General features: G+C 34.0%; 18 protein-coding genes and 1 pseudogene. 16 read left to right on the forward strand and 3 right to left on the reverse strand.

Features of this window, described 5'->3' with window-relative positions; all coding sequences use genetic code 11:
• Window positions 1-231, forward strand: a pseudogene (locus T537_RS12995) (group II intron reverse transcriptase/maturase); the annotation flags it as partial.
• 109 nt (window positions 232-340) lie between these two features.
• Here the strand turns inward: T537_RS12995 and asnB are convergent.
• Together asnB and T537_RS0100015 are read right to left on the reverse strand one after the other, a co-directional pair.
• Window positions 341-2185 (reverse strand): asparagine synthase (glutamine-hydrolyzing), encoded by a 1845-nt coding sequence (asnB, locus tag T537_RS0100010; RefSeq protein WP_027437433.1) that lies wholly within the window; start codon window positions 2183-2185, stop codon window positions 341-343.
• Between the two features lie 108 nt (window positions 2186-2293).
• Window positions 2294-3283 (reverse strand): LacI family DNA-binding transcriptional regulator, encoded by a 990-nt coding sequence (locus tag T537_RS0100015; protein WP_031555316.1) that lies wholly within the window; start codon window positions 3281-3283, stop codon window positions 2294-2296.
• Window positions 3284-3530: 247 nt separating this feature from the next.
• Here T537_RS0100015 and T537_RS0100020 point away from each other — a divergent pair, with 247 nt between their 5' ends.
• From T537_RS0100020 to clpB, 15 genes are all read left to right on the forward strand, one after another.
• The gene (locus T537_RS0100020) at window positions 3531-4922 is read left to right on the forward strand and encodes a PTS transporter subunit EIIC (protein ID WP_034244034.1); all 1392 of its coding nucleotides are present in this window, start codon (window positions 3531-3533) and stop codon (window positions 4920-4922) included.
• A gap of 118 nt (window positions 4923-5040) precedes the next feature.
• On the forward strand, window positions 5041-6387 hold the full coding sequence (locus tag T537_RS0100025; RefSeq protein WP_051637112.1) for a glycoside hydrolase family 32 protein: 1347 nt from the start codon (window positions 5041-5043) through the stop codon (window positions 6385-6387).
• A gap of 19 nt (window positions 6388-6406) precedes the next feature.
• The gene (locus tag T537_RS0100030; protein WP_031555323.1) at window positions 6407-7381 is read left to right on the forward strand and encodes a carbohydrate kinase family protein; all 975 of its coding nucleotides are present in this window, start codon (window positions 6407-6409) and stop codon (window positions 7379-7381) included.
• Window positions 7382-7551: 170 nt separating this feature from the next.
• Window positions 7552-8766 carry an NADP-dependent isocitrate dehydrogenase gene (locus T537_RS0100035; RefSeq protein WP_031555324.1) on the forward strand — a complete coding sequence of 405 codons (1215 nt, stop codon included), beginning with the start codon at window positions 7552-7554 and terminating at the stop codon, window positions 8764-8766.
• 128 nt (window positions 8767-8894) lie between these two features.
• The gene (locus T537_RS0100040) at window positions 8895-9503 is read left to right on the forward strand and encodes a putative ABC transporter permease (protein WP_031555326.1); all 609 of its coding nucleotides are present in this window, start codon (window positions 8895-8897) and stop codon (window positions 9501-9503) included.
• A 5-nt stretch (window positions 9504-9508) separates the two neighbouring features.
• A complete protein-coding gene (locus tag T537_RS0100045) occupies window positions 9509-11317 on the forward strand; it encodes a glycerophosphodiester phosphodiesterase family protein (protein WP_081823222.1) in 1809 nt (602 codons plus the stop codon).
• 24 nt (window positions 11318-11341) lie between these two features.
• Entirely contained in the window at window positions 11342-12583 is a 1242-nt protein-coding gene (hflX, locus tag T537_RS0100050; RefSeq protein WP_027437439.1) for a GTPase HflX, read from the forward strand.
• 2 nt (window positions 12584-12585) lie between these two features.
• Window positions 12586-13077, forward strand: coding sequence for a dihydrofolate reductase (locus T537_RS0100055; RefSeq protein ID WP_031555330.1), 492 nt, complete (start codon window positions 12586-12588; stop codon window positions 13075-13077).
• A gap of 209 nt (window positions 13078-13286) precedes the next feature.
• Window positions 13287-15311, forward strand: a complete 2025-nt coding sequence (locus T537_RS11840) for a zinc ribbon domain-containing protein (protein ID WP_034210176.1) — start codon at window positions 13287-13289, stop codon at window positions 15309-15311.
• A 111-nt stretch (window positions 15312-15422) separates the two neighbouring features.
• A complete protein-coding gene (locus tag T537_RS0100065; protein WP_027437441.1) occupies window positions 15423-16889 on the forward strand; it encodes a methyl-accepting chemotaxis protein in 1467 nt (488 codons plus the stop codon).
• A gap of 351 nt (window positions 16890-17240) precedes the next feature.
• Window positions 17241-18104, forward strand: a complete 864-nt coding sequence (licT, locus tag T537_RS0100070; RefSeq protein WP_051554919.1) for a BglG family transcription antiterminator LicT — start codon at window positions 17241-17243, stop codon at window positions 18102-18104.
• 253 nt (window positions 18105-18357) lie between these two features.
• Complete coding sequence (locus T537_RS0100075) at window positions 18358-20235, forward strand: beta-glucoside-specific PTS transporter subunit IIABC (protein ID WP_031555332.1); 1878 nt, start codon at window positions 18358-18360, stop codon at window positions 20233-20235.
• Window positions 20236-20329: 94 nt separating this feature from the next.
• Window positions 20330-21769, forward strand: coding sequence for a glycoside hydrolase family 1 protein (locus T537_RS0100080; RefSeq protein ID WP_027437444.1), 1440 nt, complete (start codon window positions 20330-20332; stop codon window positions 21767-21769).
• Between the two features lie 251 nt (window positions 21770-22020).
• Window positions 22021-22848 (forward strand): Cof-type HAD-IIB family hydrolase, encoded by an 828-nt coding sequence (locus T537_RS0100085; protein WP_031555335.1) that lies wholly within the window; start codon window positions 22021-22023, stop codon window positions 22846-22848.
• 231 nt (window positions 22849-23079) lie between these two features.
• The gene (gene clpB / locus T537_RS0100090; protein WP_031555338.1) at window positions 23080-25668 is read left to right on the forward strand and encodes an ATP-dependent chaperone ClpB; all 2589 of its coding nucleotides are present in this window, start codon (window positions 23080-23082) and stop codon (window positions 25666-25668) included.
• 255 nt (window positions 25669-25923) lie between these two features.
• On the opposite strand, the gene T537_RS0100095 is transcribed toward clpB, so the two are convergent.
• Entirely contained in the window at window positions 25924-26103 is a 180-nt protein-coding gene (locus T537_RS0100095) for a DUF4250 domain-containing protein (protein WP_031555340.1), read from the reverse strand.
• Window positions 26104-26114 lie beyond the last annotated feature (11 nt).

Raw genomic sequence — 26114 nt, forward strand, 5'->3', positions numbered from 1 at the left:
AAGATAAGGACAATCTACTGGAAACAATGGAAGAAGGCTAAAACAAAATTCAAGGAACTCAAAAAGTTAGGCGTGGAAGAAGGAAAAGCGTGGATATGCGCAAACATGCGAAATGGCAACTGGTATTGCGGTAGTTATTTTGTATTACAGACTGCGTTTAACAACAAGAAACTCCGTGAACTAGGATACCCAACATTCACAGAGTTTTATTTGAAAATATGTGAAAACTAGAGAAGCGCCGTATACGGAACCGTACGTACGGTGCTGTGGGAGGTCGGTAGATAAAATAATTATCTACCTCCTACCCGATTAACTTTTTGTCATTAATATTTATTGCTTATTAAGCTGCTAATTTGCTATCACCAAAGAAATCATTGTACCATACAAGGAAGATGTAAATAGTCCAAATTTTTCTTGAATTATCAGCTTTACCATTTTTGTGATCATCAAGATATTTTACAAGGATATCTGTGTTAAAGAATTCCTTAGCTGCATCACTTGTAAATGCGTTCTTAACGATATTATAGTATTTTTCGTCCTTTAACCAAATTCTAATAGGTACTGGGAAACCAAGTTTCTTCTTCTCAGCAACCATATCTGGAAGGTGCTTATTTGCAGCTTTTCTAAAGGCAACCTTTGTATTCTCATTATTAACCTTAAGGTTAGTAGGAAGTGTTCTTGCAACATTCCAAACTTCCTTATCAAGGAATGGTACTCTAACTTCAAGAGAGTTAGCCATACTCATCTTATCTGCCTTAAGTAAGATATCGCCAATTAACCAGAAATTAATGTCGATGTACTGCATCTTAGTAATATCATCTAAGTTAGAAACCTTGTCATAGAAAGGCTTTGTAAGCTTAGTATGGTTAGTATTATTTCCTGGATTTTTAAGTAATTTAGCTCTTTCTTCTTCGTTAAACATAAAGGCATTACCAATGAATCTTTCTTCAACAGTCTTGCTTGCACGCTGTAAGAAGTTCTTACCCTTAAACTTAAATGGAACAGCCTTAGCAAGCTTAGCAAGGCTCTTTCTTAATCCCTTAGGAAGTTTCTGGAATCCTGCTAAATCAAGAGGTTCCTTGTAAATGTTATATCCACCAAAGAATTCATCTGCACCTTCACCAGACATAGCAACTTTAACATGCTGTGCTGCAGTCTTACTTACAAAATAAAGTGCAATAGCAGCAGGGTCAGCTAAAGGCTCGTCCATATGGTACTGAATCTTAGGAATTTCTGACCAGTATTCTTCACTTGTAACAAGCTTAGAATAGTTATCAATCTGAATCTTATTAGAAAGAGACTTAGCGTAGTCAATTTCATTGTATTTATTGTAATCAAAACCAACTGTAAATGTCTTATCTCCATTAAATGTTGATGCAACATAGCTTGAATCAACACCACTTGAAAGGAATGAACCAACTTCTACATCTGAAATCTTATGATATTCAATTGAATTAGCAATAATATCATCGATTTCTTCAACTGCTTCATCCATTGTCTTAGAATTATCTGGTTCAAAGACTGGCTCCCAGTATCTTTCAATCTTTAACTCGCCATTTTTAAATTCGAAGCAATGACCAGGCATTAATTTAAAGATTCCCTTAAAGAATGTTTCAGGGAGTACTGAATACTGGAATGTAAGATAATTTTCAAGGGCTTCCGGATTAACTTCCTTCTTAACATCTGGATGCATTAAGATACTCTTGATTTCTGAACCATATACGAAGTTTCCATTAGCAACTGTATAATAAAAAGGCTTAATACCAAAATAATCTCTAGCACCAAATAATGTCTTATTTTTACAATCCCAAATTACAAAAGCGAACATACCACGTAATTTGTTAAGTAAATCCTTACCATATTCTTCATAGCCATGAATTAATACTTCTGTATCAGCTTTATTAGCAAAAGTATGACCTTTAGCAATAAGTTCTTCTCTTAATTCTTTAAAGTTATAAATCTCTCCATTAAATGTGATAACCATTGACTTATCTTCGTTGTACATTGGCTGATCACCATTATTTAAATCCTGAATTGAAAGTCTTCTAAAACCTAGATGAACAAGTCCTTCTTCGTTGTGTGCTCCAGCACTATCAGGTCCTCTATGAATGATAGAGTCCATCATTTTTTTAAGAACGACGTTCTCGTCTTTGCAAGCACCAGTAAAACCAGCAATTCCACACATATAAATATCCTCCTGTTGTAATAAATCTATTGTTTGGTTTGATGTCTATATTTAAAAATACAAGCCTTCTAACTATAACACTTAAGGCCAAAACTATCAATAATTCTTTTAATTAGTTCTAGTTGATTCTCTTATTTCTAGTGAGTAATCAAGCTCGTAAGTATCGCTTATTTCTTCATCCTTATTATTGATTTTTCTTAGAAGAAGAGTAGAGGCCTTTTGCCCAGCTTCTTCATAATAAAAATGTACAGTGGTTAGAGAAGGGTATGAAACTCTTGAAAAAGCACTATCTCCAAAGCCGCTTATTTGAACGTCTTCAGGGATTTTTTTGCCAATTTCTCTTAGATATTTAATGGCACCGCTTGCAATAGTATCAGTGGCACAAATTAGTGTATCTAAATCGGGATTGTCAGTAAAAAGCTTCTTACAAGCATCATAACCTGCTTCAAGGGTGAAGGCTGTTTCAATAATTTGCTTTTGATTAATGTTTTTATGGTTAGCCTTAAATGCATCAATAAAGCCCTTTCGTCTATTAAAACCTACAGCTTTATCTTTTTTTGTAACAAAAATCATTCCTGTATTATTAGAGGTCTTTGCAAGTTTTTCTCCAAGGGAATATGCTGCCATATAGTCATTGGAGTATATACAAGAAAAACCCTCAAGACTTTGACCTAAAATTACAATTGGAACTTGATAGGATGATAAGGTCTTTATGTGTTCCTTAGTAAAAACTGTGCCAAGTAGAATAATTCCATCTACTTGATTCTCCTTAAAGAGGTTAAGGTATTTAAGCTCTTCGCTTGCGTTATTATTAGTACAGGCAAGTAAAAGCTGGTAGTTATTATCTGATAAAACATTGGTGATACCTGCAACCATGCGACCTATTGAATCTGAATTTATTTTGGGAATTATAACTCCGATATAGTTGGTTTTTTTACTACGAAGTGTCTGTGCAAAAGTAGAAGGCTTGTAACCTGTTTCGTCTATGACTTTCTTAATACGTTCTTTCTTATCTGCACTTACATAACCGTTGTTTAGATATCTAGATACGGTAGCTCTTGAAACCCCTGCAAGTTGTGCGATTTCATTTATAGTCATATTACCCTCCCATTAATCTCGTTAAATATAATAGATAAAGTATATCATAAAATTGTAATATGATAAGTGGGATTCCTGTTTTAATTTGTTGGAATTTGTTTTGTGTAAACTATACAAAAAATATAAATACATATTGTTACAATTGTGCATTTACAACAAATGACCTTATAGATATAATATAACTACGATGTGAGAACGTTCTCACATGAGGAAGCATTAATTTAACGTAGTGTAATGGAGGTAAGCTATGGATTATGGTAAGGCAGCTAAGCAAGTGCTTGACGGTGTAGGTGGCGCAGGCAATGTTGTTAGTGCAGCACATTGTGCTACAAGACTTCGTCTTGTAATTGCAGACAATAGCAAAGTTAATAAGAAAGCTATTGAAGACGCTGAAGGCGTAAAGGGATGTTTTGAAGCTCAGGGACAGCTTCAGGTAATTTTTGGAACAGGTATTGTTAATGATGTATACGATGAATTCATTAAATTATCTGGTTCTAAGGCTAGTACTAAAGAGGAAGTAAAGGAAGCAGCTTCTAAGAAACAGAATATTTTCTTTAGAGCAATAAAGACATTAGGTGATATTTTTGTACCTATTATTCCTGCAATTGTAGCAAGTGGTTTATTAAACGGTTTACTTGGTGGTTTATCAAGTGCATACCCAGAAATTGCTAATACTAGTGTTTATGAAATTATTAATCTTTTTGCTGGTGCAGCTCTTAGCATGTTACCAATCCTTATTGCAATAAGTGCAGCTAAGAAGTTTGGTGGCAATGAATTCCTTGCAGCAGTTATAGGTTTTATTATGATTCACCCTTCTTTAACTAATGCTTGGTCAGTTGCAAGCATTGAATCAGCAGGTGGTGTAATTCCAAAGTGGTCAGTATGGTTTGGGGCTTATGATATTAACCAGGTTGGTTACCAAGGACATGTAATTCCAGTAATTATTGCAATCCTTATTATGTCATTTATTGAGAAGAAGTTACATAAGATTGTACCCGCAATGTTAGATCTTTTTGTAACTCCACTTGTAACAGTACTTGTTACTGGTTATTTAACACTTACAATTATTGGACCTATCTTCTCAACAGTTGAAGGTTGGGTATTAACAGGTGCTCAGACACTTATTGGTTTACCATTTGGTATTGGTGGTATCTTAATTGGCGGACTTTACGCAATCACAGTAGTTGCTGGTCTTCATCATATGTATAACATGATTGAAGCTGAGATGTGTTCTCTTGCAACTCCTATGAATAAGTGGATGCCAATTGCTACAGCAGCTAACGTAGGTCAGGGTGCAGCAGCTCTTGCTGTTGGTATTAAGTCTAAGAATAAGAAGATTAAGTCAATGGCTATGCCAGCTTCTCTTTCAGCTTTCTTAGGAATTACAGAACCAGCTATCTTTGGTGTTAACGTTAGATTTATGAAGCCATTTATTGCAGGTTGTATCGGTGGTGCAGCAGGTGGATTTGTAGCGGCTGTCTCAGGTATCTATGCAAGTGCTTATGGTATTACAGGTTTATTTGGTTTCTTAATTACAACAAAGTTTGTTGTTGGATATGCATTAACAATGCTTGTATCATTTGTTGTTGCATTTATTTGCTCATGGATTTTATATAAGGATCCTTCAGGGGAAGAGTAAAAAATACTTAATTGATTATAAAAGGGGCTAAATATATGTTTAGTCCCTTATTTTAACTCATTCGGCGCGCAAGACTCGCGAGCGAGTCTTGACATTATTTTGTGGAGGAAAAACTAATATGTATCAACATAAATTTCATATAATGCCACCACAGGGTTGGCTTAACGACCCTAATGGTAGTTGTTATTATAAGGGTTCATATCACATTTTCTTTCAATACAGTAAAGATGATGTAAATGGAGGTCTTAAGACATGGGGTCATTATACATCTAAGGATTTAGTAACTTTTAAATTTGAAGGCGAGGCAGTTTTTCCAGATTCTAAATGGGATAAGGACGGTGCTTATTCAGGTACAGCCTATACAGAAGACGGAAAGTTAGAACTATATTATACAGGCAATGTTAAACACAAAGGAAATTATGATTATATTAATGAGGGCAGGGGACATAATTGCCTTAGGGTGGTAAGTGATGAAGGTTTTGATTTTAAAGACAAGGAATGTCTTTTGGAAAATAAAGATTATCCTTCTAATATGAGTTGTCATGTAAGAGACCCTAAGATTTTTAAAAAGGATAATAAATACTATATGTTGCTTGGTGCAAGAACTAAAGATAGCAAGGCAGCATTTCTTTTGTATGAATCAGACAATAAGGATAGTTGGAATTTAACAAGAAGCTATATTCCAAAGTATGATTATGGATATATGTGGGAGTGTCCAGATTACTTTGAATTAAATGGACATAATATTTTTTCTTTTTGCCCACAGGGCTTAGAATCAATGCCAGATAGATTTGCTAATATCTATCAATCTGGATATATTGATTTGAATAAAATGGACATTATAAATACTGTTGATGAAGAATTAAATCAGATTATAATTAAGGAAAATTTAGTCGAGTGGGACTTAGGATTTGATTTTTATGCTCCACAGACTTTTAAATCTAATGATAATAGTACTTATTTAATTGGCTGGGCTGGCGTGCCTGATGCAGGATATGGAAATACACCGTCAATTAAGGAGGGCTGGCAGCACTCCATGACCCTTATAAGAAAGCTAGAATATAAAAATGGCAAGATATATCAAATGCCAGTAAAGGATATATATAAGCTAAGAAAGGATAAATTATTAGTTGTTGATAATAATATTCAAGCTGATCTTTACTGGAATTTAACAGCGGATATGTTTAACGGTGGATGCCTTTATTTTAATGATGATTTAGAATTAAGACATGAGGATGATAAACTTATTCTTGAATTTAAAAATAACACAGGAGATGGAAGAACTAAAAGGATTGTGCCTCTTAGTGAATTGAAAAAATTAGACATCTTCATGGATGGCTGTATAATGGAAATCTATGTAAATGATGGTGAATATTGTCTTACTACTAGATATTATCCAGTATCGGATTTAGTAAGCATTAAAGTAGAAAAAGGTGTTAATGTAAACGCCTGGTCAATGGATTAAGAAAGTGAGGAAGTAAGAAGTGAAGAAGTTATTAGCAATTGGTGAGGCTTTAATTGATTTTATTCCACAGGAAAATTCTAAGGCAATTAGTGAAGTAGAAGGCTTTAGCCCTAAAGTTGGTGGTGCTCCTGCTAATGTGTGTGGATGCTATAAAAAATTAGGTGGAGATGCTTCTATAATTACACAGTTAGGAGATGATGCCTTTGGAGATAAGATAGTTAATGAGCTTTCTGGATTTGGCATTGATACAAGTACAGTTAGAAGAACTAATGAAGCTAATACAAGTCTTGCTTTTGTAGCACTTAAAGAAGATGGCAATAGAGAATTTGCTTTTTTTAGACGTCCTGGTGCAGATATGCTTTATAGGGAAGAATATTTATCTGAAGTGAATTTTAAGGACATTTTTGGCTTACATTTTTGCTCTGTTTCTTTAGGAAACTTTCCTATGAAGGATGCACATGTAAAGGCTATTAATTTAACTAAAGAGAATGATGGCATTGTAAGTTTTGACCCTAATTTAAGATTTAATTTATGGGACTCAAAGGAAGAACTTTTTAAAGCTGTATGGAAATTTATTCCAAAGGCGGATATTTTAAAGGTTTCTGATGAAGAAATAGAATTTATTACAGGAACAAGTGATATAAATGAGGCGCTTCCTAAATTAATGGTAGGTGAAGTTAAATTAGTTATTTATACAATGGGTTCAAAGGGAGCATATGCTTTTACTAGGAATGCTAAAGCATTTAGCCAGTCTATGGAGGTTAATGCTGTTGATACAACAGGAGCTGGTGATGGTTTTATTGGTGCTATTCTTTGGCAGCTTAATAATTCTAATGTAACTAAGGCTGATTTAGAGAATCTAACTAGTGAACAACTTTCAAAATATCTTGATTATGCTAATGTTTGTTGTGGAATAAGTGTAACAAGAAAGGGAGCAATTTGTTCTTATCCTAATGACGAAGAAATTAGAAAAATGTTAGCTTTATTATATTAGTTCTTAATATAAAGCCCTAGTCTTTTATTTACAAAAAAGTCTGCATAAATTATAATTAACAAGAAATTTAATTAAGATGGGTCTGACAGTAATAGCTTAAACTATTACAAGGCTAATAGTTATTTGGCTTTAACCATTAGCCATTATTTTATGTAGGAGGAATGTGTAACATGGCAAAAATTAAGATGACAACTCCATTAGTTGAAATGGACGGAGATGAAATGACTAGAGTTTTATGGGGATTAATTAAAGAGGAATTACTTAATCCATTTGTAGAACTTAATACAGAATACTATGATTTAGGACTTGTTCATCGTAATGAAACTAATGATCAGGTTACTATAGATTCTGCTAATGCAACTAAGAGATTAGGTGTTGCTGTTAAGTGTGCAACAATTACACCTAATGCTGCTAGAATGACAGAATATGACCTTAAGGAAATGTATAAGAGTCCTAATGGTACAATTAGAGCTATGCTTGATGGTACTGTGTTTAGAGCACCAATTATTGTAAAGGGAATTGAGCCATATGTTAGAACATGGAAAAAACCTATTACAATTGCAAGACATGCATATGGTGATGTTTATAAGGCTTCTGAAATGAAGGTTAGTGGCAAGGGTAAGGCTGAAATTGTATTTACTGATGAGAATGGTAACGAACAAAGAGAGCTTATCCATAACTTTAATGGAGCTGGTATTTTACAGGGCATGCATAACTTAGAAGATTCAATTGAGAATTTTGCTAAGAGCTGTTTTAATTTTGCTCTTGATACAAAGCAGGATTTATGGTTTGCAACTAAGGATACTATTTCTAAGAAGTATGATCATACTTTTAAGGATATTTTCCAGGAAATCTTTGATAAGGAATATGCTGATAAATTTAAAGAAGCAGGAATCGAATATTTCTATACATTAATTGATGATGCAGTAGCTAGAGTAATCAGATCTGAAGGCGGATTTATCTGGGCATGTAAAAACTACGATGGTGATGTTATGTCAGATATGGTAGCTACAGCATTTGGTTCATTATCAATGATGACTAGTGTTCTTGTATCTCCTCATGGATATTATGAATATGAGGCTGCTCATGGTACAGTTCAAAGACATTATTATAAGCATCTTAAGGGCGAAGAAACATCAACTAACCCTATTGCAACAATTTTTGCTTGGACTGGTGCTTTAAGAAAGAGAGGCGAAATCGATAAATTAAATGATTTAGTTGATTTTGCTAACAAGCTTGAAAAAGCATGTATTAAGACTGTTGAAGATGGTAAGATGACTAAGGATTTAGCTCTTATTACAACAGATCCAAATCCAACAACATTAAATACACAGGATTTTATTAAGGCTGTTAGAGAAACACTTGAAGGCTTGATGGCTAATTAAGAAATGTTGCCAATAATGATTGTGTAATGTATTATACTTAGGGCATATTTAATATGCCCTATTTTATTGTTAAAACTTAGAAAATATAGTAGTATATTAGTGTACTAATGATATGGTGAGGAGAGAGTATGTATAACGTGTTATCTAATTTTGTATTTAAGGGTATGAATATTAATCAATTTGTTATTTGGTTTTTTATTTATAGCTTTCTTGGATGGTGCATGGAATGTGTAGTTATTAGGCATCAGCTTGGATATTGGGAAAATAGAGGTTTTGCTAAATTACCATTTTGTGTAATTTATGGATTTGGTGTATTTTTTGCATTTATCCTATTTAAGCCAATTGAGCATAATTTATTTGCCCTTTATATAGCAGGTGCAATTGGAGCTACAGCCTTTGAATTTTTAACTGCACAGGTTATGTTAAAGTTATTTGGTGAAGTTTGGTGGAATTATGACCACTTAAGATTTAATTACAAAGGTATTATTTGTCTCCAGTCAACAATTGGTTGGGGTTTTGTTGCAGTATTGGTTTTTGGTATTGCCAATGACTATATTCAAAAATTGGTTTGTATGATTAATCCTAAGGTTTGCGTTGCATTATCTATGGTGCTTGTGGTTTCATATATAAGCGATTTTGTATATCACTTTACTAATAGACTTCTTGCAACAGATAACGTTAGGGATTTCAATGCAAGAGCTAAAGATAGAATGAAGAGTATATTTAAGATAGGTTAGGGATTATGATTAGTAACATTAGGAATAGTTTAAAGCTCTTAAAATCGAGCGGAGGTAATATTTTACGATTTGAATTGGTGTTTAAATTAGGCGCAATTGCAGTAACGGTGCCGCTTTTGACATTTATTCTTTTGTTAGGAATGAAGTTTGCCAAAATTAGTTATTTGACCAATGGCTATATTATTAAAGCCCTCACTAATCCTTTTGTTATTATTTTAATTCTTTTGTCTATTGGATTATTAATTACATATTGTATTTTTGAAATGTCATATTTGTCTGTGGCATTTGAGACTGGAAGAAGAGGATATGAGGCTTCAATTAAGGATTGTTTATATAACGCATATAAGCGTGTAAAAATGAACTTTAAAATTAAGCATTTTCCTCTTTTTTTTGTGTATTTATTTGCTATTGCATTTATTAATGTGGTGGTATTTATAAATATGGTTTTTACAGAAACTAATAAGACGCTTTTTAGAGTACATATAATTGGAGGAAGTTGGTATATTAAGCTTTTCTTGATTCTTGGAATTGCAATTATTTATGTATTGGTTATAAGCGGAATTTTTACAGCTAACATTCATATTCTAGAGGAGAAAAAGTTTAGAGAAAGCTTTAAGCTTAGTTGTAAATTAGTTAAGAAGAATTTAGGCAAGGTTTTATTAAATATTATAGTCTACAATTTAATTGTGGCCTTGATTTTTGGCTTGGTTTACCTATTTATTACTATTGTATTGGTAGTTGGAGTTAGAATTCTTGATAGGGCATATATTGGAAGTACCCTTTATTTATCTGCACTTAGAACTATTAAAGCGATTTTTAATATTGTATGGACACTTATAGCTGTTCCTCTTTCATATTCGCTTATTTCAACAATGTATTATTCATTAGTTGATACAGATTATATAAGCTTTGATTATGTGGATATTGAAGAGGGGTCAGACAGAAAGAATGAGCTTATTTATAGAATTATTCTTTCTATTTCAACTATACTTTGCGTACTTTATGTGGCATTAAGTTTTAATGATAATCCATTTGAAAGAGTTGCTATTTTTCATAGTACTCAGGTTACAGCACATAGGGGTAATTCAGTGGATGCACCAGAGAATACACTGGCAGCTTTTAGGGCTGCTATTGATGATATGGCAGATTGCATAGAACTTGATATCCAAATGACAAGTGATGGAGTATTAGTTGTTATGCATGATCCGTCCCTTTATAGAACAACTGGATTAGATAAAAAGGTAACGGAAGTGACATATGATGAAATAAGCAAGTTAGATGCTGGTTCTTGGTATTCTGATGAATTTAAGGGAGAAAAAGTCCCTACACTTGAGGAAGTTCTTGAATTAGTTCAGGGAAAAATTGACCTAAACATTGAAATTAAGACTAACAATACACGATATGAAATAGCTAAGGAACTTGTTGATTTACTTGCTAAATATAATATGGAAAATCGTGTGGTAGTTACTTCTTTTGATTATAAGTCCTTAAAGGCAGTAAAGGGATTTAACAGTAACATTCAGGTTGGATATATTTTATCCATGGCATATGGCGATTTTTACAATATGCAGGATGTGGATTTCTTTAGTGTTAATGCATCCTTCCTTTCAAAAAGAACAGTAGATGCGATTCACAACTCAGGAAAAATGGTATATGCTTGGACAGTTAATAGTAGTGAATCTGCTATAAACCTTACAAATAAAGGAGTTGATTGTCTTATTACAGATAATCCGGTTATGATTAAGGAGGCTATTTATTCAAGGGATACATCTAACACGATTTTTAGTATGATTAAATACGTTTTTAATTCTTAGAAGAAAGATAGATTGAGGTATAATATGGGACTATATGATACAGATGAAGAGATTGAAAGAGTAATACTTGTTGGTGTTGAATTAAATCCTAAGGATGATGTGGAGATGTCTTTAAAGGAGCTTGAAGAACTAGTAAAGACAGCAGGTGCAATTACAGTTGGTAAAATGATTCAGCCAAGGGATAGCTTTCATCCAGCAACTTATATTGGTAAGGGTAAATTAGATGAGTTAAGAGCATATATTGCAGAAGCAGATGCTACAGGTATTGTGTGTGATGATGAATTATCACCTGCACAGTTGCGCAATTTAGAGGATGAATTACAGACTAAGGTTATGGATAGAACAATGGTAATTCTTGATATTTTTGCTAAGAGGGCAACTACAAGTGAAGGTAAGATTCAGGTTGAAATGGCACAGCTTAAATATCGTTCCACAAGATTATCAGGACTTGGTGTAAGCCTTTCAAGACTTGGTGGTGGTATTGGTACAAGAGGACCTGGTGAGAAAAAAATCGAAACAGATAGACGATTAATTAGAGACAGAATTACAAAATTATCTAGAGATTTAGATGAGATTAAGGCTCATAGAGAAGTGCAAAGAACAAAAAGAGATAAGGCAACTACCTTGGTTTGTGCAATTGTAGGTTATACAAATGCAGGTAAATCAACACTTCTTAATGATTTAACTAATGCTAATGTTCTATCTGAAGATAAGCTTTTTGCCACACTTGACCCTACAACTAGGGAATTGGAATTACCTAATAAGGAGAAAATCTTACTTACTGATACAGTAGGTTTTATTAGAAAGCTTCCTCATCATTTAATAGAAGCATTTAGAAGTACTCTAGAAGAAGCAAAATACGCAGATATTATCATTCATGTGGTTGATGCTTCTAATGAAGATTATGACAGACATATGCAGACGGTATACAAAACCCTTGAGGAATTAGGAGTTAAAGATAAGAAGATTATTACACTAATTAATAAGGTTGATAAGTTTGAGGAGCCTGTGGTAATAAAGGATACAAAAGCAGATTATTGCATAAATTATTCTAATAAAAGCCATATAGGTCAGGAAGAATTTTTAAATACCCTTCAGGAAATAATTATGGAATCGCGAGTATATATTGAGAGAGTATTTCCTTATAGCGAAGCAGGCAAGATACAGTTAATTAGAGAGTATGGTCAACTTCTAAAGGAAGAGTATGTCCAGGAGGGAGTTAAGGTTTGCGCTTACATTCCTAGAGAATTAGAAGGGAGATTGTAATAATGAATTTAATAGCAGCAGTAGATAAAAATTGGGCAATTGGAAAAAATGGAACATTACTTGTAAATATCCCAGAGGATATGAAGCTTTTTAGAGAAGAAACAACAGGTAAAGTTGTGGTAATGGGACGAAAGACCTTTGATAGCCTACCTAATAATTCAGCATTAATTAATAGAACTAATATAGTTCTTACAAGTGATAGAAGTTTTAATAATAAGGACTGTCTTGTAGCTCATGATATTCCAAGCCTTCTTGAAATGTTAAAGGAATATGATACTAAAGATGTATATATAATTGGTGGTGGTCAAGTTTATAAAGAGATGCTTCCATATTGCGATACTGCACATATTACAAAGATAGATTATAAATATGAAGCAGATACATTTTTTCCAAATTTAGATGAAGATCCAGAATGGAAGATAACAGCAAATAGCGATGAACACACATATTTTGATATTTGCTACGAATTTGTTAGATATTCAAGAATTAAATAAAGTTAGACATATGGTTAAGTAGATGACGATATGTTGATTGAAATAGGGTAAACGTGCAAAATAACATACGTTTACCCTATTTTTAATCAATAATATTAATATTGATAAATTGTTATTTTTTTGATAATATAACAATCGTGATTAAGAAATCGATTTCTGAGATATTTAAGAAACGATTAGTCAAAATATGTTCAAAAGGGAGAGATTTTATGTTTTGTACAAAATGCGGATTTAACGCAGGTGAATCAAAGTTCTGTCCTAAATGTGGCAGCCCTTTGAAGAAGGCACCTAACGCAGAAACTACATCTAATGAAGTAGTTAATAACACAACTGTTGATGCTAGTAGTACAGCTAACTTTGCTAACAATGATTTTAATAATCAGACAGCAACATCTACTAATACAACAAATCAGGAATTTAACAATGGATTTAATCAGGCTAATAACTTTAGCCAGCCTCAGGCTTTTGGCTCAATGGGTGGTTTTGATCAGGCACAGTTTGGTACTGTTAACAATACACCAAAGCCAAAGAAGAAGTGGCCTAAGATTGTTGCTATTGTAGCTGCAATCCTTGTAGTTATTGGTGTGGCTGGATATTTTACATATCCACTTATTGCTAATGCATTATCACCTAAGGCTAAGGCAGTTACAGCATTAAAGAATTTAGGTAAGAACGTAGATTCTTATGTAGATGATTTTACTAAAACAGATTTTTCTAGTGAAACAGAAGTAGATGTTACTTCACAATTAACTCTTAATAAGGCAGAAGTTAATGGTAAGGATTATGCTTCATATCTTGATGCTAAGACTATTAAGTATGATATTCAGTCTAATTTAGAAGACAGCGAATTTGCTGGTACATTATCACTTTGCGATAAAAGTGATAAAGATGTATTAACACTTAAGTTCTATACAGATACTGACAAGATTTATTTTAGTTGCCCAGAATTATTTAGCCAAACACTTTCAGTTGATTATGATGATGTAATTTCTACATATTCTAATTATTCAGCTGAACTTGGTAGCTTAGCATCTTCAGGTTCAATTGATTTAGATTCAATGGATCAGTATTCTGAAGAAATTAAGGCTGTTGTAAGCGATGTATTAAAAGGTTACTATACATTTGTTGATAACCTAAGTTATACAAAGAAGGGTAATGAAACATTCAAGTCAGAAAATGGCGATATTAAGGTTACTAAGTATGAAGTAAGTATTAATAGAGATGCTGTTGTTAAGGGCTTTAATTCAGCAGTAGATGCACTTTATAATGACAAGAAGATTTCTTCATATGTTTCACTTGTATCATCACTTTCAGGCTATTCAAAGGATAAGGTTAAGTCTTCATTTGAAAGTGAACTTGATGACTTTGAGCCAGTAACATTCGAAATGAGTGTTAATAAGAAGAACGAAATTGTTAGACTTGCAATAACAGAAGATGATGCTTCAATATTTGCTGAATTTATCGGTAAGAAAGATACACTAGATTATGTTCATACAGGTATTACATCTGGTTCAGAATCAATGGATTTAGTTGTAAAGAAAGAAGATAAGAAGTATTCAGCTAACTTTACAATGAATATTCCAAGTGAAGATATTAAGACATTAACTGTATTAGCTGAAGTAACAAAGAACAGTGACAAGGAAATTACATTAGATAAATTTAGCATTGTTGGTGAAATTGATTCAGATAAGATTAATTTCGAAGTTAGCGGTAGCGTGAAGGCTAATGATTTTACAGGTCTTGACTATACTAAGTCTGATTTCAAGAATCCAATAGATGTTTCAACAATGACATCAGCTCAGGAGAGTGCTCTTACAACTGAAGTTATTACTCATTTAGGCGTATTTGAAAAGGTACTTTCACCAGAACTTTATAAGCAGTTAATGGGTAGTATGACAGGCTTATCAGGCGTTTCAACACCTGCTATCACAGGAACTACAACAGATCCTTTAACAGGAACAACACTAGGGGCTCCTGCAGCAGCTGATACAAGCTACTTAGGAACATGGTCTTCATCAGAAGGCGTTTCAATTACAATTAATGCTGATGGTACAGGTACACTTACAGCAGCTGGAGATTCACTCTCAGTTTATGTAACAGTTAGCAATGGTTACATTACAGTAACAAACCCAGCTGATGCAACAGATACAATTATGTATGCTGTTTCAGTAAGCGGTAATACAATGACATGGTCTGATTCAGACGGTGTTATTACATTTACAAAAGTAGCATAATTAATGTTAAAAATAATATAAACATATAGAATAAAGAACCTTCTTATGGTATAATTATTACAAATTTTACGAGCGTGATAATTAAATAATAAATAAGGAGGTTCTTTTTTTATGACAGAAGAGCAATATATCAGGGCAAATAGAAGTGCCTTTAGGGTTAATCTTATAATTATTGTTATTGCTGTGGTTCTTATATTGATTAATGGAGTAAAGACAGATCTAAATGCGAAGGTTAATGCTGAAATTTTATTTGCAGCGTTAGGTATTGTAGGAGTTATTATTGGTAATACCAAATATAAGGCTGAGAAAAAGGGCTCAATTGCAATAATGGGCGGTAGTTCTTTGGTTTTTATTAGCGCTCTTTTATTAGAAAATAATTTTTCTTACATTGTATTGGGTCTTGGCGTACTTTTATCATCTATTATTTATTTAAATGTACGTTTAGTAATGGTAGGAGAAGCAGTAATTGTGATTTCAACAGCAGTTGTTTTCTTTAAAAATATAGGAGCTGCTATTGAATCAGAGGGCTTTGATGTAGAATTTGTTATTTTTCCATTAGGATTGCTTTGTGCCTGTATTGCTGCTGTAAGTTCAATTAGAATGTTAGTTACATTTAATAATGAGAATAATGAGACAATTCTAAAGAATGCTAAAAAGCAAGAAAAAGTGGCTAGGTCTATGACAGAAATTGCAGATAATATTACATCTCTTTTTGATAAGGCTAGCGGTTCAGCATCAGAAGTTAAAAATATAATTATTAGCAATTCACGAGGAATGGATGATATTTCATCATCTATAGAGCATACAGCAGAAGCTATTTCTGCACAGTCAGCAAAGTGTCAGGAAATTAAAGCTCAGACGGATATTATGTCTGATATGAGAATCGAATTAAATGAGACCTCTAAGAATACAAAGAATAATGTTAAGGAAGGCAGAAAGATTATTAATGATCTTGATAATAAGTCAAAGCTTGTTGAGAGTGAATCTGAGCAGACTCTTGAATCAACAAAGGCTGTAACTAATAAGGTAGGAGAAGTACAAAATATTGTAGGTACAATTCTTTCTATTTCAAGTCAGACAAACCTTCTTGCATTAAATGCTTCTATTGAAGCAGCACGAGCAGGTGAAGCAGGTAAGGGTTTTGCAGTTGTAGCTGAGGAAATTAGACAGTTATCAGAGCAAACTAGCCTAGCTTCTAACCAGATAACAGCTATAATTCAGGAATTAACAGCAGATGTAGGTGTTGCAATGCAGAGCTGTGAAAAAACTGCTGAATCAGTACATGCACAGACAGATTTAATTACTGAGACAGGAGAAAAATTTAAAATAATAAATGATCAAGTAAATATCCTTATTGATAAGTTTGAAAGTATTGGTGAAAGTATGACCACTATTGAGGTTTCGACAAATGAAATCACAGATAGTATTCAGAATCTATCTGCAATGAGTCAGCAGGTTACATCCCTTGCTAATGAGGGAGCAACTCAGAGTCAGGTAGCAGTAGATATGTTTGAAGACTTTGGTGAAACATTAAAAGGTATATCAAGTGAGGCAAGAAAGCTCTCTAATATTAATTAGTAATTAATACTAAAAAGGATATAAAAAGCTAAAATAAAATATTGTAAAAAATAAATAATCACCGAATTTGAGCGTTTAAATAAACAATCAAAATCGGTGATTGTTTTAGATATTAGAAAAATTTCAGAATCCTTTAGAAGTTTAGTATTTAAGGGCTTTTTCAAGAACTGTTTAAATTGTATCAATTTGATTGACATTATTTTGTAAAAAATGAACTAAAGTATTGACTTAAAGCAAAGAATAATGTACAATATAACCAAGATGTGAGACAGATTGTTACTTTTAGGAAGGCAAGACTGGATTATACGTCGGGGCTATTTAGTTGCTTTATAAAGTAACAGTTGTAGGTTCGTGTATGATGCTGGTCTTTTTTTAGTTATTATGGTTATTGAGAAGGTTATTAACAACAATGTAATAAGTTCTTTTGAGAACGGTGCTGAAGTAATCGTAACTGGTAAGGGCATTGGTTTTGGCAAGAAACACGGCGATGAAATTGATAAGGAAAAGATCGAGAAGATTTTCCACCTGCCGGAGGAAAACGTAAGCCAATACGAAAAATTAGTTAGTAAGATGCCTTATGAACATGTTAGATTAGCTAACCAGATAATCCATAATGCAAAGTTGCAATTGAACAGACATCTTAATCGTAACGTGTATATAACACTTACAGATCATCTCAATTTTGCGATTGAGAGAAGTAAGAAGGGTATCGTTTTTCATAACGAACTGCTGTGGGAAATATCGAAATTTTATAAAGCAGAGTTCGACATTGGGAAACAGGCTGTTAAGTTAGTAAAGGAGGCAACAGGAGTTGCACTGCCGGATGACGAGGCAGGCTTTATAGCACTACATATAGTTAACGCCGAAATGGACGGCGATATGAGGACAACATCAGATTTGCCCGCCATTATCAAAGACGTGGTTAATATCGTTACCTATACTCTGGGTATAAATATTGATGAAGAGTCAATTAGTTATGAACGTTTTATTACCCACCTCAAGTTCTTGACACAAAGAGCTATAGCGGGAACAGTCTATGGAGAAGATGATGAATTATTCCTTGAAGGAGTTCAGAATCATTATAAGAAAGAATATGCATGTGCTAATAAGATAACTGAATATTTAAGTAAGAAGTTAAACTTCACAGCTTCTGAAGAAGAGAGAGTGTACTTAACTGTACACATTGCAAGAATTGTGAAGGAGTCAAAAATTTAATATATTTCCATTGGTAAATTAGAGAACTAATGGATGCAAAAAAGTAATTAATCTTTAGGGATTGTTACGAGTAACGTCGGCAAAACCCGGAAGGCTTAATTTATATCACGGACTGTTTTTCGTGGTGAAATTATGTCCTTTCGGGTTTTTTTATTGGAGAAATCCAATTATATATATTTATATAGTCGAAAAATTTTTTAATGATTTAGGGAATGTTTAAAGGGGTTTTTACATTACCTAGAATGGAGGCAATATGGCAAGTAAGTATGATGGCCTAGCTCGAATTATTATTCAGAACGTAGGCGGAAAGAGTAATATCGCTAATATTACTCATTGTGTAACAAGACTTAGATTTACACTTAAGGATGTATCTAAGGCAAACACAGATATTTTAAAGGAGACAGATGGTATTGTTACTGTACTTAATAGTGGTGGACAGTATCAGGTTGTAATTGGTAACCATGTACCAGATGTTTATAAGACAGTAGTAGAAGTAGGACACTTAGAAAGTCTTGCCACAGCAGAATCGGCAGATTCTGATTCAGGTGAAAAAGTTAAGACAAACCCATTTAATGCCTTTATTGGTATTATTACAGGTTGTTTTACTCCTTTCCTTGGTGTTTTATGTGCAATGGGTATTATTAAGGGTGTATTAGCACTCCTTGTAGCTGTTGGTGTGTTAGCATCAGATGGAACAGATGCAACTTATAATATTCTTTATTCACTTGGTGATTCAGCATTCTATTTCTTACCACCAATCATTGGTTATACAGCAGCTAAGAAATTTAAGATGCCTGAAATCGAAGGTTTATTACTTGGTTGTGCAATTATTTATCCTTATCTTTCAACAACATCAGGATATGCAATTGACAAGTTATTTGGTATTCCAGTAGTAATGCCAAGTTCAGGTAACTACACAAGCTCAATTATTCCTATCATTTGTGGTGTTGCTTTTGCTGCTTGGATTAGAAAGTACATTGCTAAGATTATTCCAGATGTAATTAAGACATTCTTTGTTCCATTAATTACACTCTTTATCGCATTCGTTATGACAATCTATGTTATCGGACCTGTTTCTGCATTACTTGCTGATTGGATCGGTGCAGCATTTAACGCTATTGCAGGATTTAACAATATTGTTTATGGTTTATTTGTTGGTTTCTTCTGGCAGATACTCGTTATGTTTGGTTTACACTGGGCTTTAGTTCCAGTTGCTATGGTTGCTATTAACTCAGGTCAGCCTGATACAATCCTTGCAGCTATGTTTGCTACAACATTTGCTCAGACAGGTGCTTGTATCGGTATCTGGATTAAGACAAAGGATAAGAAGATTAAGGGACTTGCTCCTTCTGCAATCATCTCAGGTGTTTGTGGTGTTACAGAGCCAGCTATTTATGGTTTAACATTACCTAAGAAATCTCCTTTCTTTAGAACTTGTGCAATCGCTGGTGTTGGTGGTGCTGTATTAATCGCTTCAGGCGTTAGAGCATACACAATGGCTGGTATGGGTATCTTTGGATACACAGCATTTATTACACATGACAACTCTACAAAGGGTATGGTAATCGCAGCTATCGTTTCAGTTTGTGCAGTAGTTGCTGGTGTTATTTCAGAACTTCTCTTCTACAAGGATTCAGCTCCTAAGGCAGCTAAGAAGGTAGAAACAGTTGCTTCTTCAAAGGGTGAAATCGTTGTTTCTCCTTTAAAGGGTGAAGTTAAGGATTTAGCTACAGCTCCAGATGAAGCATTTGCTTCAGGCGCTCTTGGTAAGGGTGTAGTAGTAGTTCCTACAGAAGGAAAATTATATGCTCCAGCAGATGGAGAAATCACTGTATTCTTCCCAACAGGACATGCTATTGGAATGAAGACAGATAATGGTGCAGAAATACTTATCCATGTAGGTATGGATACAGTTAAATTAGATGGTAAGTGCTTTACAACAAAGGCAAAGCAGGGCGATAAGGTTAAGAAGGGTGACCTCTTACTTGAATTTGATATCGCAGGTATCAAGGAAGCTGGCTATAAGATTGATACACCAGTTATTATTTCTAACTCAGATGATTACGCAGATGTTATTCCAACAGATGCTAAAAATGCATCAGTAGGTGATGAACTTATCACTTTACTCTAATTGATAATTATATAATTTATTGATGAATTTAAGACCGGCAGGGTTTAAATAATCTTGCCGGTTTTACTTAACAAGAAAGGAGATTAAATTAGTAATGAAGAAATTTAGAGACGATTTTTTATGGGGCGGCGCAACAGCTGCTAACCAGTTTGAAGGTGCTTGGGATGTAGATGGAAAGGGACCATCAATTTCTGATATGTGTACTAATGGATCTCATACTAATCCTAAGAGACTTACAACAACAATTGAACCAAATACTTTATATCCTAGCCATGAGGCTATTGATTTTTATCATCACTACAAAGAAGATATTGCACTTTTTGCAGAGATGGGATTTAAGACATTTAGATTCTCAATTAACTGGACAAGAATCTATCCTACAGGTATGGAAGAAACACCTAATGAGAAGGGTCTAGAATTTTATGATAATGTAATTAATGAATGTGTAAAGTATGGAATTGAACCACTTATTACAATTTCTCATTATGAAATTCCATATGCTTTAGTTGAAAAATATAATGGTTGGTATTCAAGAGAAGTAATTGATTGCTATGTAAGATATGCAAAAACTCTTCTTGACCGTTATTCAGATAGAGTTAAGTATTTCTTAACATTTAACGAGATTAACTCAGGTACAATGCCAATGGGTGCTGTACTTTCACTTGGTTGTGTTAAGGGTTTAAATATTGCAATGAATGAAATTCCAGATGAACCTCAGATTCGTTATCAGGGTCTTCATCATCAATTTGTTGCAAGTGCACTTGCAGTTAAATATGCTCATGATAATTATCCAAATGTTAAGATGGGTGATATGAATATTTTTGCTACAATGTATCCACTTACATGTAATCCAGATGATGTTGTTGGAACACAGAGAGCTATGCAGATGATGAACTGGTTCTGCTCTGATGTTCAGGTACGTGGTGAATATCCTTACTACGCTGATAGATTCTTTGAAGAGAAGGGTATCACAATTAAGAAGGAAGCAGGAGATGATGAAATCCTTAAGGAAGGTACTGTGGACTTCTATACATTTAGTTATTATATGTCAAACTGCTACTCAGCAGATCCAGATAAGCAGGCTGGTAAGGGCAATATCATTATGGGTATTCCTAATCCATATCTTAAGGCTTCTGATTGGGGTTGGCAGATTGATCCTAAGGGACTTAGATATTCTCTTAATGAGATTTATAGCCGTTATCAGATTCCTCTTATGGTTGTTGAAAATGGCCTTGGTGCAAAGGATGTACTTGAAGAAGACGGCTCAGTACACGATAGCTATAGAATTGACTACTTAAGACAGCACATTGAGCAGATGAGAGAAGCAGTTGCTGATGGTGTTGACTTAATGGGTTACACACCTTGGGGTTGTATTGATTTAGTTTCAGCATCAACTGGTGAAATGGCTAAGAGATACGGTTTCATCTATGTTAAGAAATATGATGATGGAACAGGTGATTTATCTAGATCTAAGAAGGATTCTTTTGATTGGTATAAGAAGGTAATCGCAAGCAACGGCGAGGATTTAGACTAATCATTATCTAGAGACACAAATTTTTATACTTTTTTTCTTATATTTTATTGGGTCAGGTAACTGACCCAATTTTTAATTCAGTCGGAGTACGAGCTCCGACTGAGTTAAATGCTTCGCGAGGATGCGCACGGATTCGGACAGGAATTTTTTAATAATATGTTTATTTACCTTGATGTAAATATAAAGTAGAATAAATGTGTGGTCAAATTATACGTAAGAAAAATGAGATAAAAAGAAGAAAGGAAATGAATATGAAAAAGAAAGTAGTTTTTTTAGATATAGATGGAACACTTAGGGACTTTGATGGAACTATTCCTGAATCAACTAAGGAGGCTATAAAATTAGCTCGCGCTAATGGTCATGAAATGGTTGTGTGTTCAGGAAGAAGCCTATATCAGATTGATGAGCAAATTATGAATCTTGGAATAGATGGTGTAATTGGCGGTGCTGGTGCTGTTGTATGTTATAAGGGTAGAGAACTTTACCACAGATATATGACAAGAGCGCAAAAGGAGAAGCTTTTTACATATCTAGATAGTCATGATGTTATCTATACAGTTCAAACAGATAAGGAATCAGTTATTCCATCAGCTATTAAGGATAAGATGATGGCATATTATAAGGAGCTTGAAAGCATTGGAATTCCCCTATCTAAGGTGGCTGGCGAATTAAAGCTTGATGATAATTTAGTTGATAATCCTAAGGTGGAAAAATTGGTTTTTCATAGAGCTAGTATGTCTTTAGAAGAAATCGGACAATATTTAGGAGATGAATTTAGTTTAGTTGGCCTTTCTTTTACACCTGAGGGCGTAGATATTGGCGTAGCTGGTGAGATTGGAATTGGCGGAATCACTAAGGCTAGCGGAATTGAAAGCTATTTAAAGGCAGCAGGAGTTGATAGAGAGGACTCTATAGCTTTTGGTGATGGATATAATGATTTTGAAATGATAGAATATGTTAATTGCGGAGTAGCTATGGGTAATGGCGTTGAAAAATTAAAAGAAATAGCAGACTTTGTAACAGATGATATAGATAAAGATGGTATATATAATGGCTTTAAAAAGCTAGGTTTAATTTAGCTTATGAAAAATAAACTAGGCTTGATTTTATCTAGATAATCATTTAAATGCAGTTTGGGACATTTACAAGTAATGTTCTAGACTGCATTTTTTATGTTAATTATAAAAAAATAATAAATTAGCACTCGACACTTGACAGTGCTAACAACGAATGTTATAACACAATTGGTAGGAAGCAAGACACAATTTATAGTTTTACTGATTACGAAATTATGAAAAGGAGGAGCGCGTATGAATATAAATAAGTTTACTCAAAAGTCAATTGAAAGTATTAATAATTGCGAGAAGTTAGCTTACGAATATTCCAATCAGGAAATTGATCAGGAACATTTACTTTACTGCTTAATGACAGTAGAAGATAGCCTTATTAGTAACTTGATTGAGAAGATGGGAATAGATAAGGCTGGATTTTTATCGGCCATTGAAGATTTGCTTAAAGGAAAGACTAAGGTATCAGGAAATGTTCAGTTATACATGAGTGGTGACCTTAATAAAGCGCTTATAAATGCAGAGGATGAAGCCAAGAAGATGGGGGATTCTTATGTATCTGTAGAGCATATATTTTTATCATTAATTAAACATGCTAATAAGGGATTAAAGGCGCTTTTTAAGACATATGGAATTACTAGAGATTCTTTCCTTTCAGTTCTTGCAAGTGTGCGCGGAAATCAAAGCGTTACAACAGATAATCCAGAGGCAACTTACGATACACTTTCTAAGTATGCTAGGGATTTAGTTCAGGCAGCAGCTGATGGAAAGCTTGATCCAGTTATTGGTAGAGATAATGAAATTAGAAATGTAATTAGAATTCTTAGTAGAAAAACTAAGAATAATCCAGTTCTTATTGGTGAGCCTGGTGTAGGTAAGACAGCGGTTGTTGAAGGACTTGCTCAGCGAATTGTGGCAGGAGATGTGCCAGAGGCTCTAAAGAATAAGAAAATATTTGCTCTTGATATGGGAGCACTTGTTGCAGGTGCTAAGTATAGAGGTGAATTTGAAGAGAGATTAAAGGCTGTACTTGATGAGGTTAAGAACTCAGACGGTGAGATAGTTCTTTTCATTGATGAGATTCACACAATTGTTGGCGCTGGTAAGACGGAAGGGTCAATGGATGCAGGTAACATGTTAAAACCAATGCTTGCTAGAGGCGAGTTGCATTGCATTGGTGCGACAACACTTGATGAACACAGAGAATACATTGAAAAAGATCCTGCTCTAGAGCGTAGATTCCAACCTGTAATGGTAGATGAACCAACAGTAGAAGATACAATTTCAATACTACGTGGACTTAAGGACAGATATGAAGTATTCCACGGAGTTAAGATTACAGATGGTGCCCTAGTATCTGCTGCAGTGCTTTCTAATAGATATATTAGTGAAAGATTCCTACCAGATAAGGCTATTGACCTTGTGGATGAGGCCTGCGCTATGATAAAGACTGAGCTTGATTCAATGCCAGCAGAACTAGATGAACTTAAGCGTAAGGTTATGCAGCTTGAAATTGAGGAGGCTGCCCTTAAGAAGGAAACAGATAGACTTAGTATGGATAGGTTAGCTAGTCTTCAGGAGGAACTTGCAAGTCTTCGTGATGAATTTAATGCTAAGAAGGCTAAATGGGATGCTGAAAAAGTTTCTGTGGATTCTGTAAGCAAGATTAAGGAAGAGTTAGAAGAGGTTAATAAGGAATTACAGGCAGCACAGCGTGATTACGACTTAGAGAGAGCTGCTAAATTACAATATGGTAAATTACCAGAAGTAAAGGCAAGACTTGAAGAAGCCGAAAAGAAGCTATCTGAGAGAGACTTAAGCCTTGTACATGAGTCAGTAACTGAGGAAGAAATTGCTAAGATTATTTCTCGTTGGACAGGAATTCCAGTAGCTAAGTTATCTGAAACAGAAAGAAATAAGACTCTTAATCTTGATAGAGAACTTCATAAGAGAGTTATTGGTCAGGATGAAGGTGTAACTAAGGTAACAGAGGCTATTATTAGATCTAAGGCAGGAATTAAGGATCCATCAAAGCCTATTGGTTCTTTCCTTTTCCTAGGACCTACAGGTGTTGGTAAGACAGAACTTGCTAAAGCTCTAGCAGAAAGTCTTTTTGATGATGAAAGCAATATTGTAAGACTTGATATGTCCGAGTATATGGAGAAGTATTCAGTGTCTAGACTTATTGGTGCGCCTCCAGGATATGTTGGATACGAAGAAGGTGGCCAGCTAACAGAGGCAGTAAGAAGAAAGCCTTATTCAGTTGTATTATTTGATGAAGTTGAGAAGGCACATCCAGATGTATTTAACGTTCTTTTACAGGTACTTGATGATGGCCGTGTAACAGATTCTCTTGGTAGAACAGTAGATTTTAAGAACACAATTATTATTATGACAAGTAATATAGGTTCAGAATATCTACTTGAGGGAATTGATGAAAATGGACAGATAAAGGATGAGGCAAGACAGCTTGCAACAAATGATCTTCATGCACACTTTAGACCTGAGTTTATTAATAGACTTGATGAGATAATTATGTTTAAGCCTTTAACTAAGGATAATATTTCAGGTATTGTTAATCTCTTAATTGATGACCTTAATAAGCGACTTGCAGATAAGGAGCTAAAGATAGAATTAAGAGAGGATGCTAAGGACTTTATTGTAGATAATGGATATGATCCTGCGTTTGGTGCAAGACCATTAAAGAGATATGTTCAAAAGACAGTAGAGACTTTAGTTGCTAAGTTAATTCTTGCAGGAGACTTAAACACAGGAGATACTATTGTTATTGAATGTGATGGAAGTGGCCTTGTAGCTAAAAGAAAAATGTAGTGCTTATTTCCTAGATAAATAGCACTCAATGGGAAAGAGGATTAAGCCGATAGTATATTTAAAGGAAATGTTTTGTGTACGGAATCTTTTAATTTCTTGTACTTAAACCTGGTAGGGTTAGAGGTTGTATCGAAACATTTTAGGGCATAGCCTAGAAAAGCTGAGGTAGACCATGAGTTTGGTAAGTAATTACCTGTACAAAATGGTTAACCTCAGCTTTTTGTCTTAATAAGACTAATAGTCTTTAGATTAGATTTATACGAATTGGTTTGACTTAATGTCATATTCGTAGTCAATAAGCATAAGCTTATATTTTAAATCTGATTCTTTAATATCAAAGGCCTTGCAGAAATCATCAAGGCTTTTATAATTATCTCTTAATTGAGTATTTACATAGCTAAGTAACATTACTGGATCCTTTGGCATCTCTAACATATTCACCACCC

This window comes from Lachnospira multipara LB2003, from assembly GCF_000702205.1.
Lineage (GTDB): Bacteria > Bacillota > Clostridia > Lachnospirales > Lachnospiraceae > Lachnospira > Lachnospira multipara_A.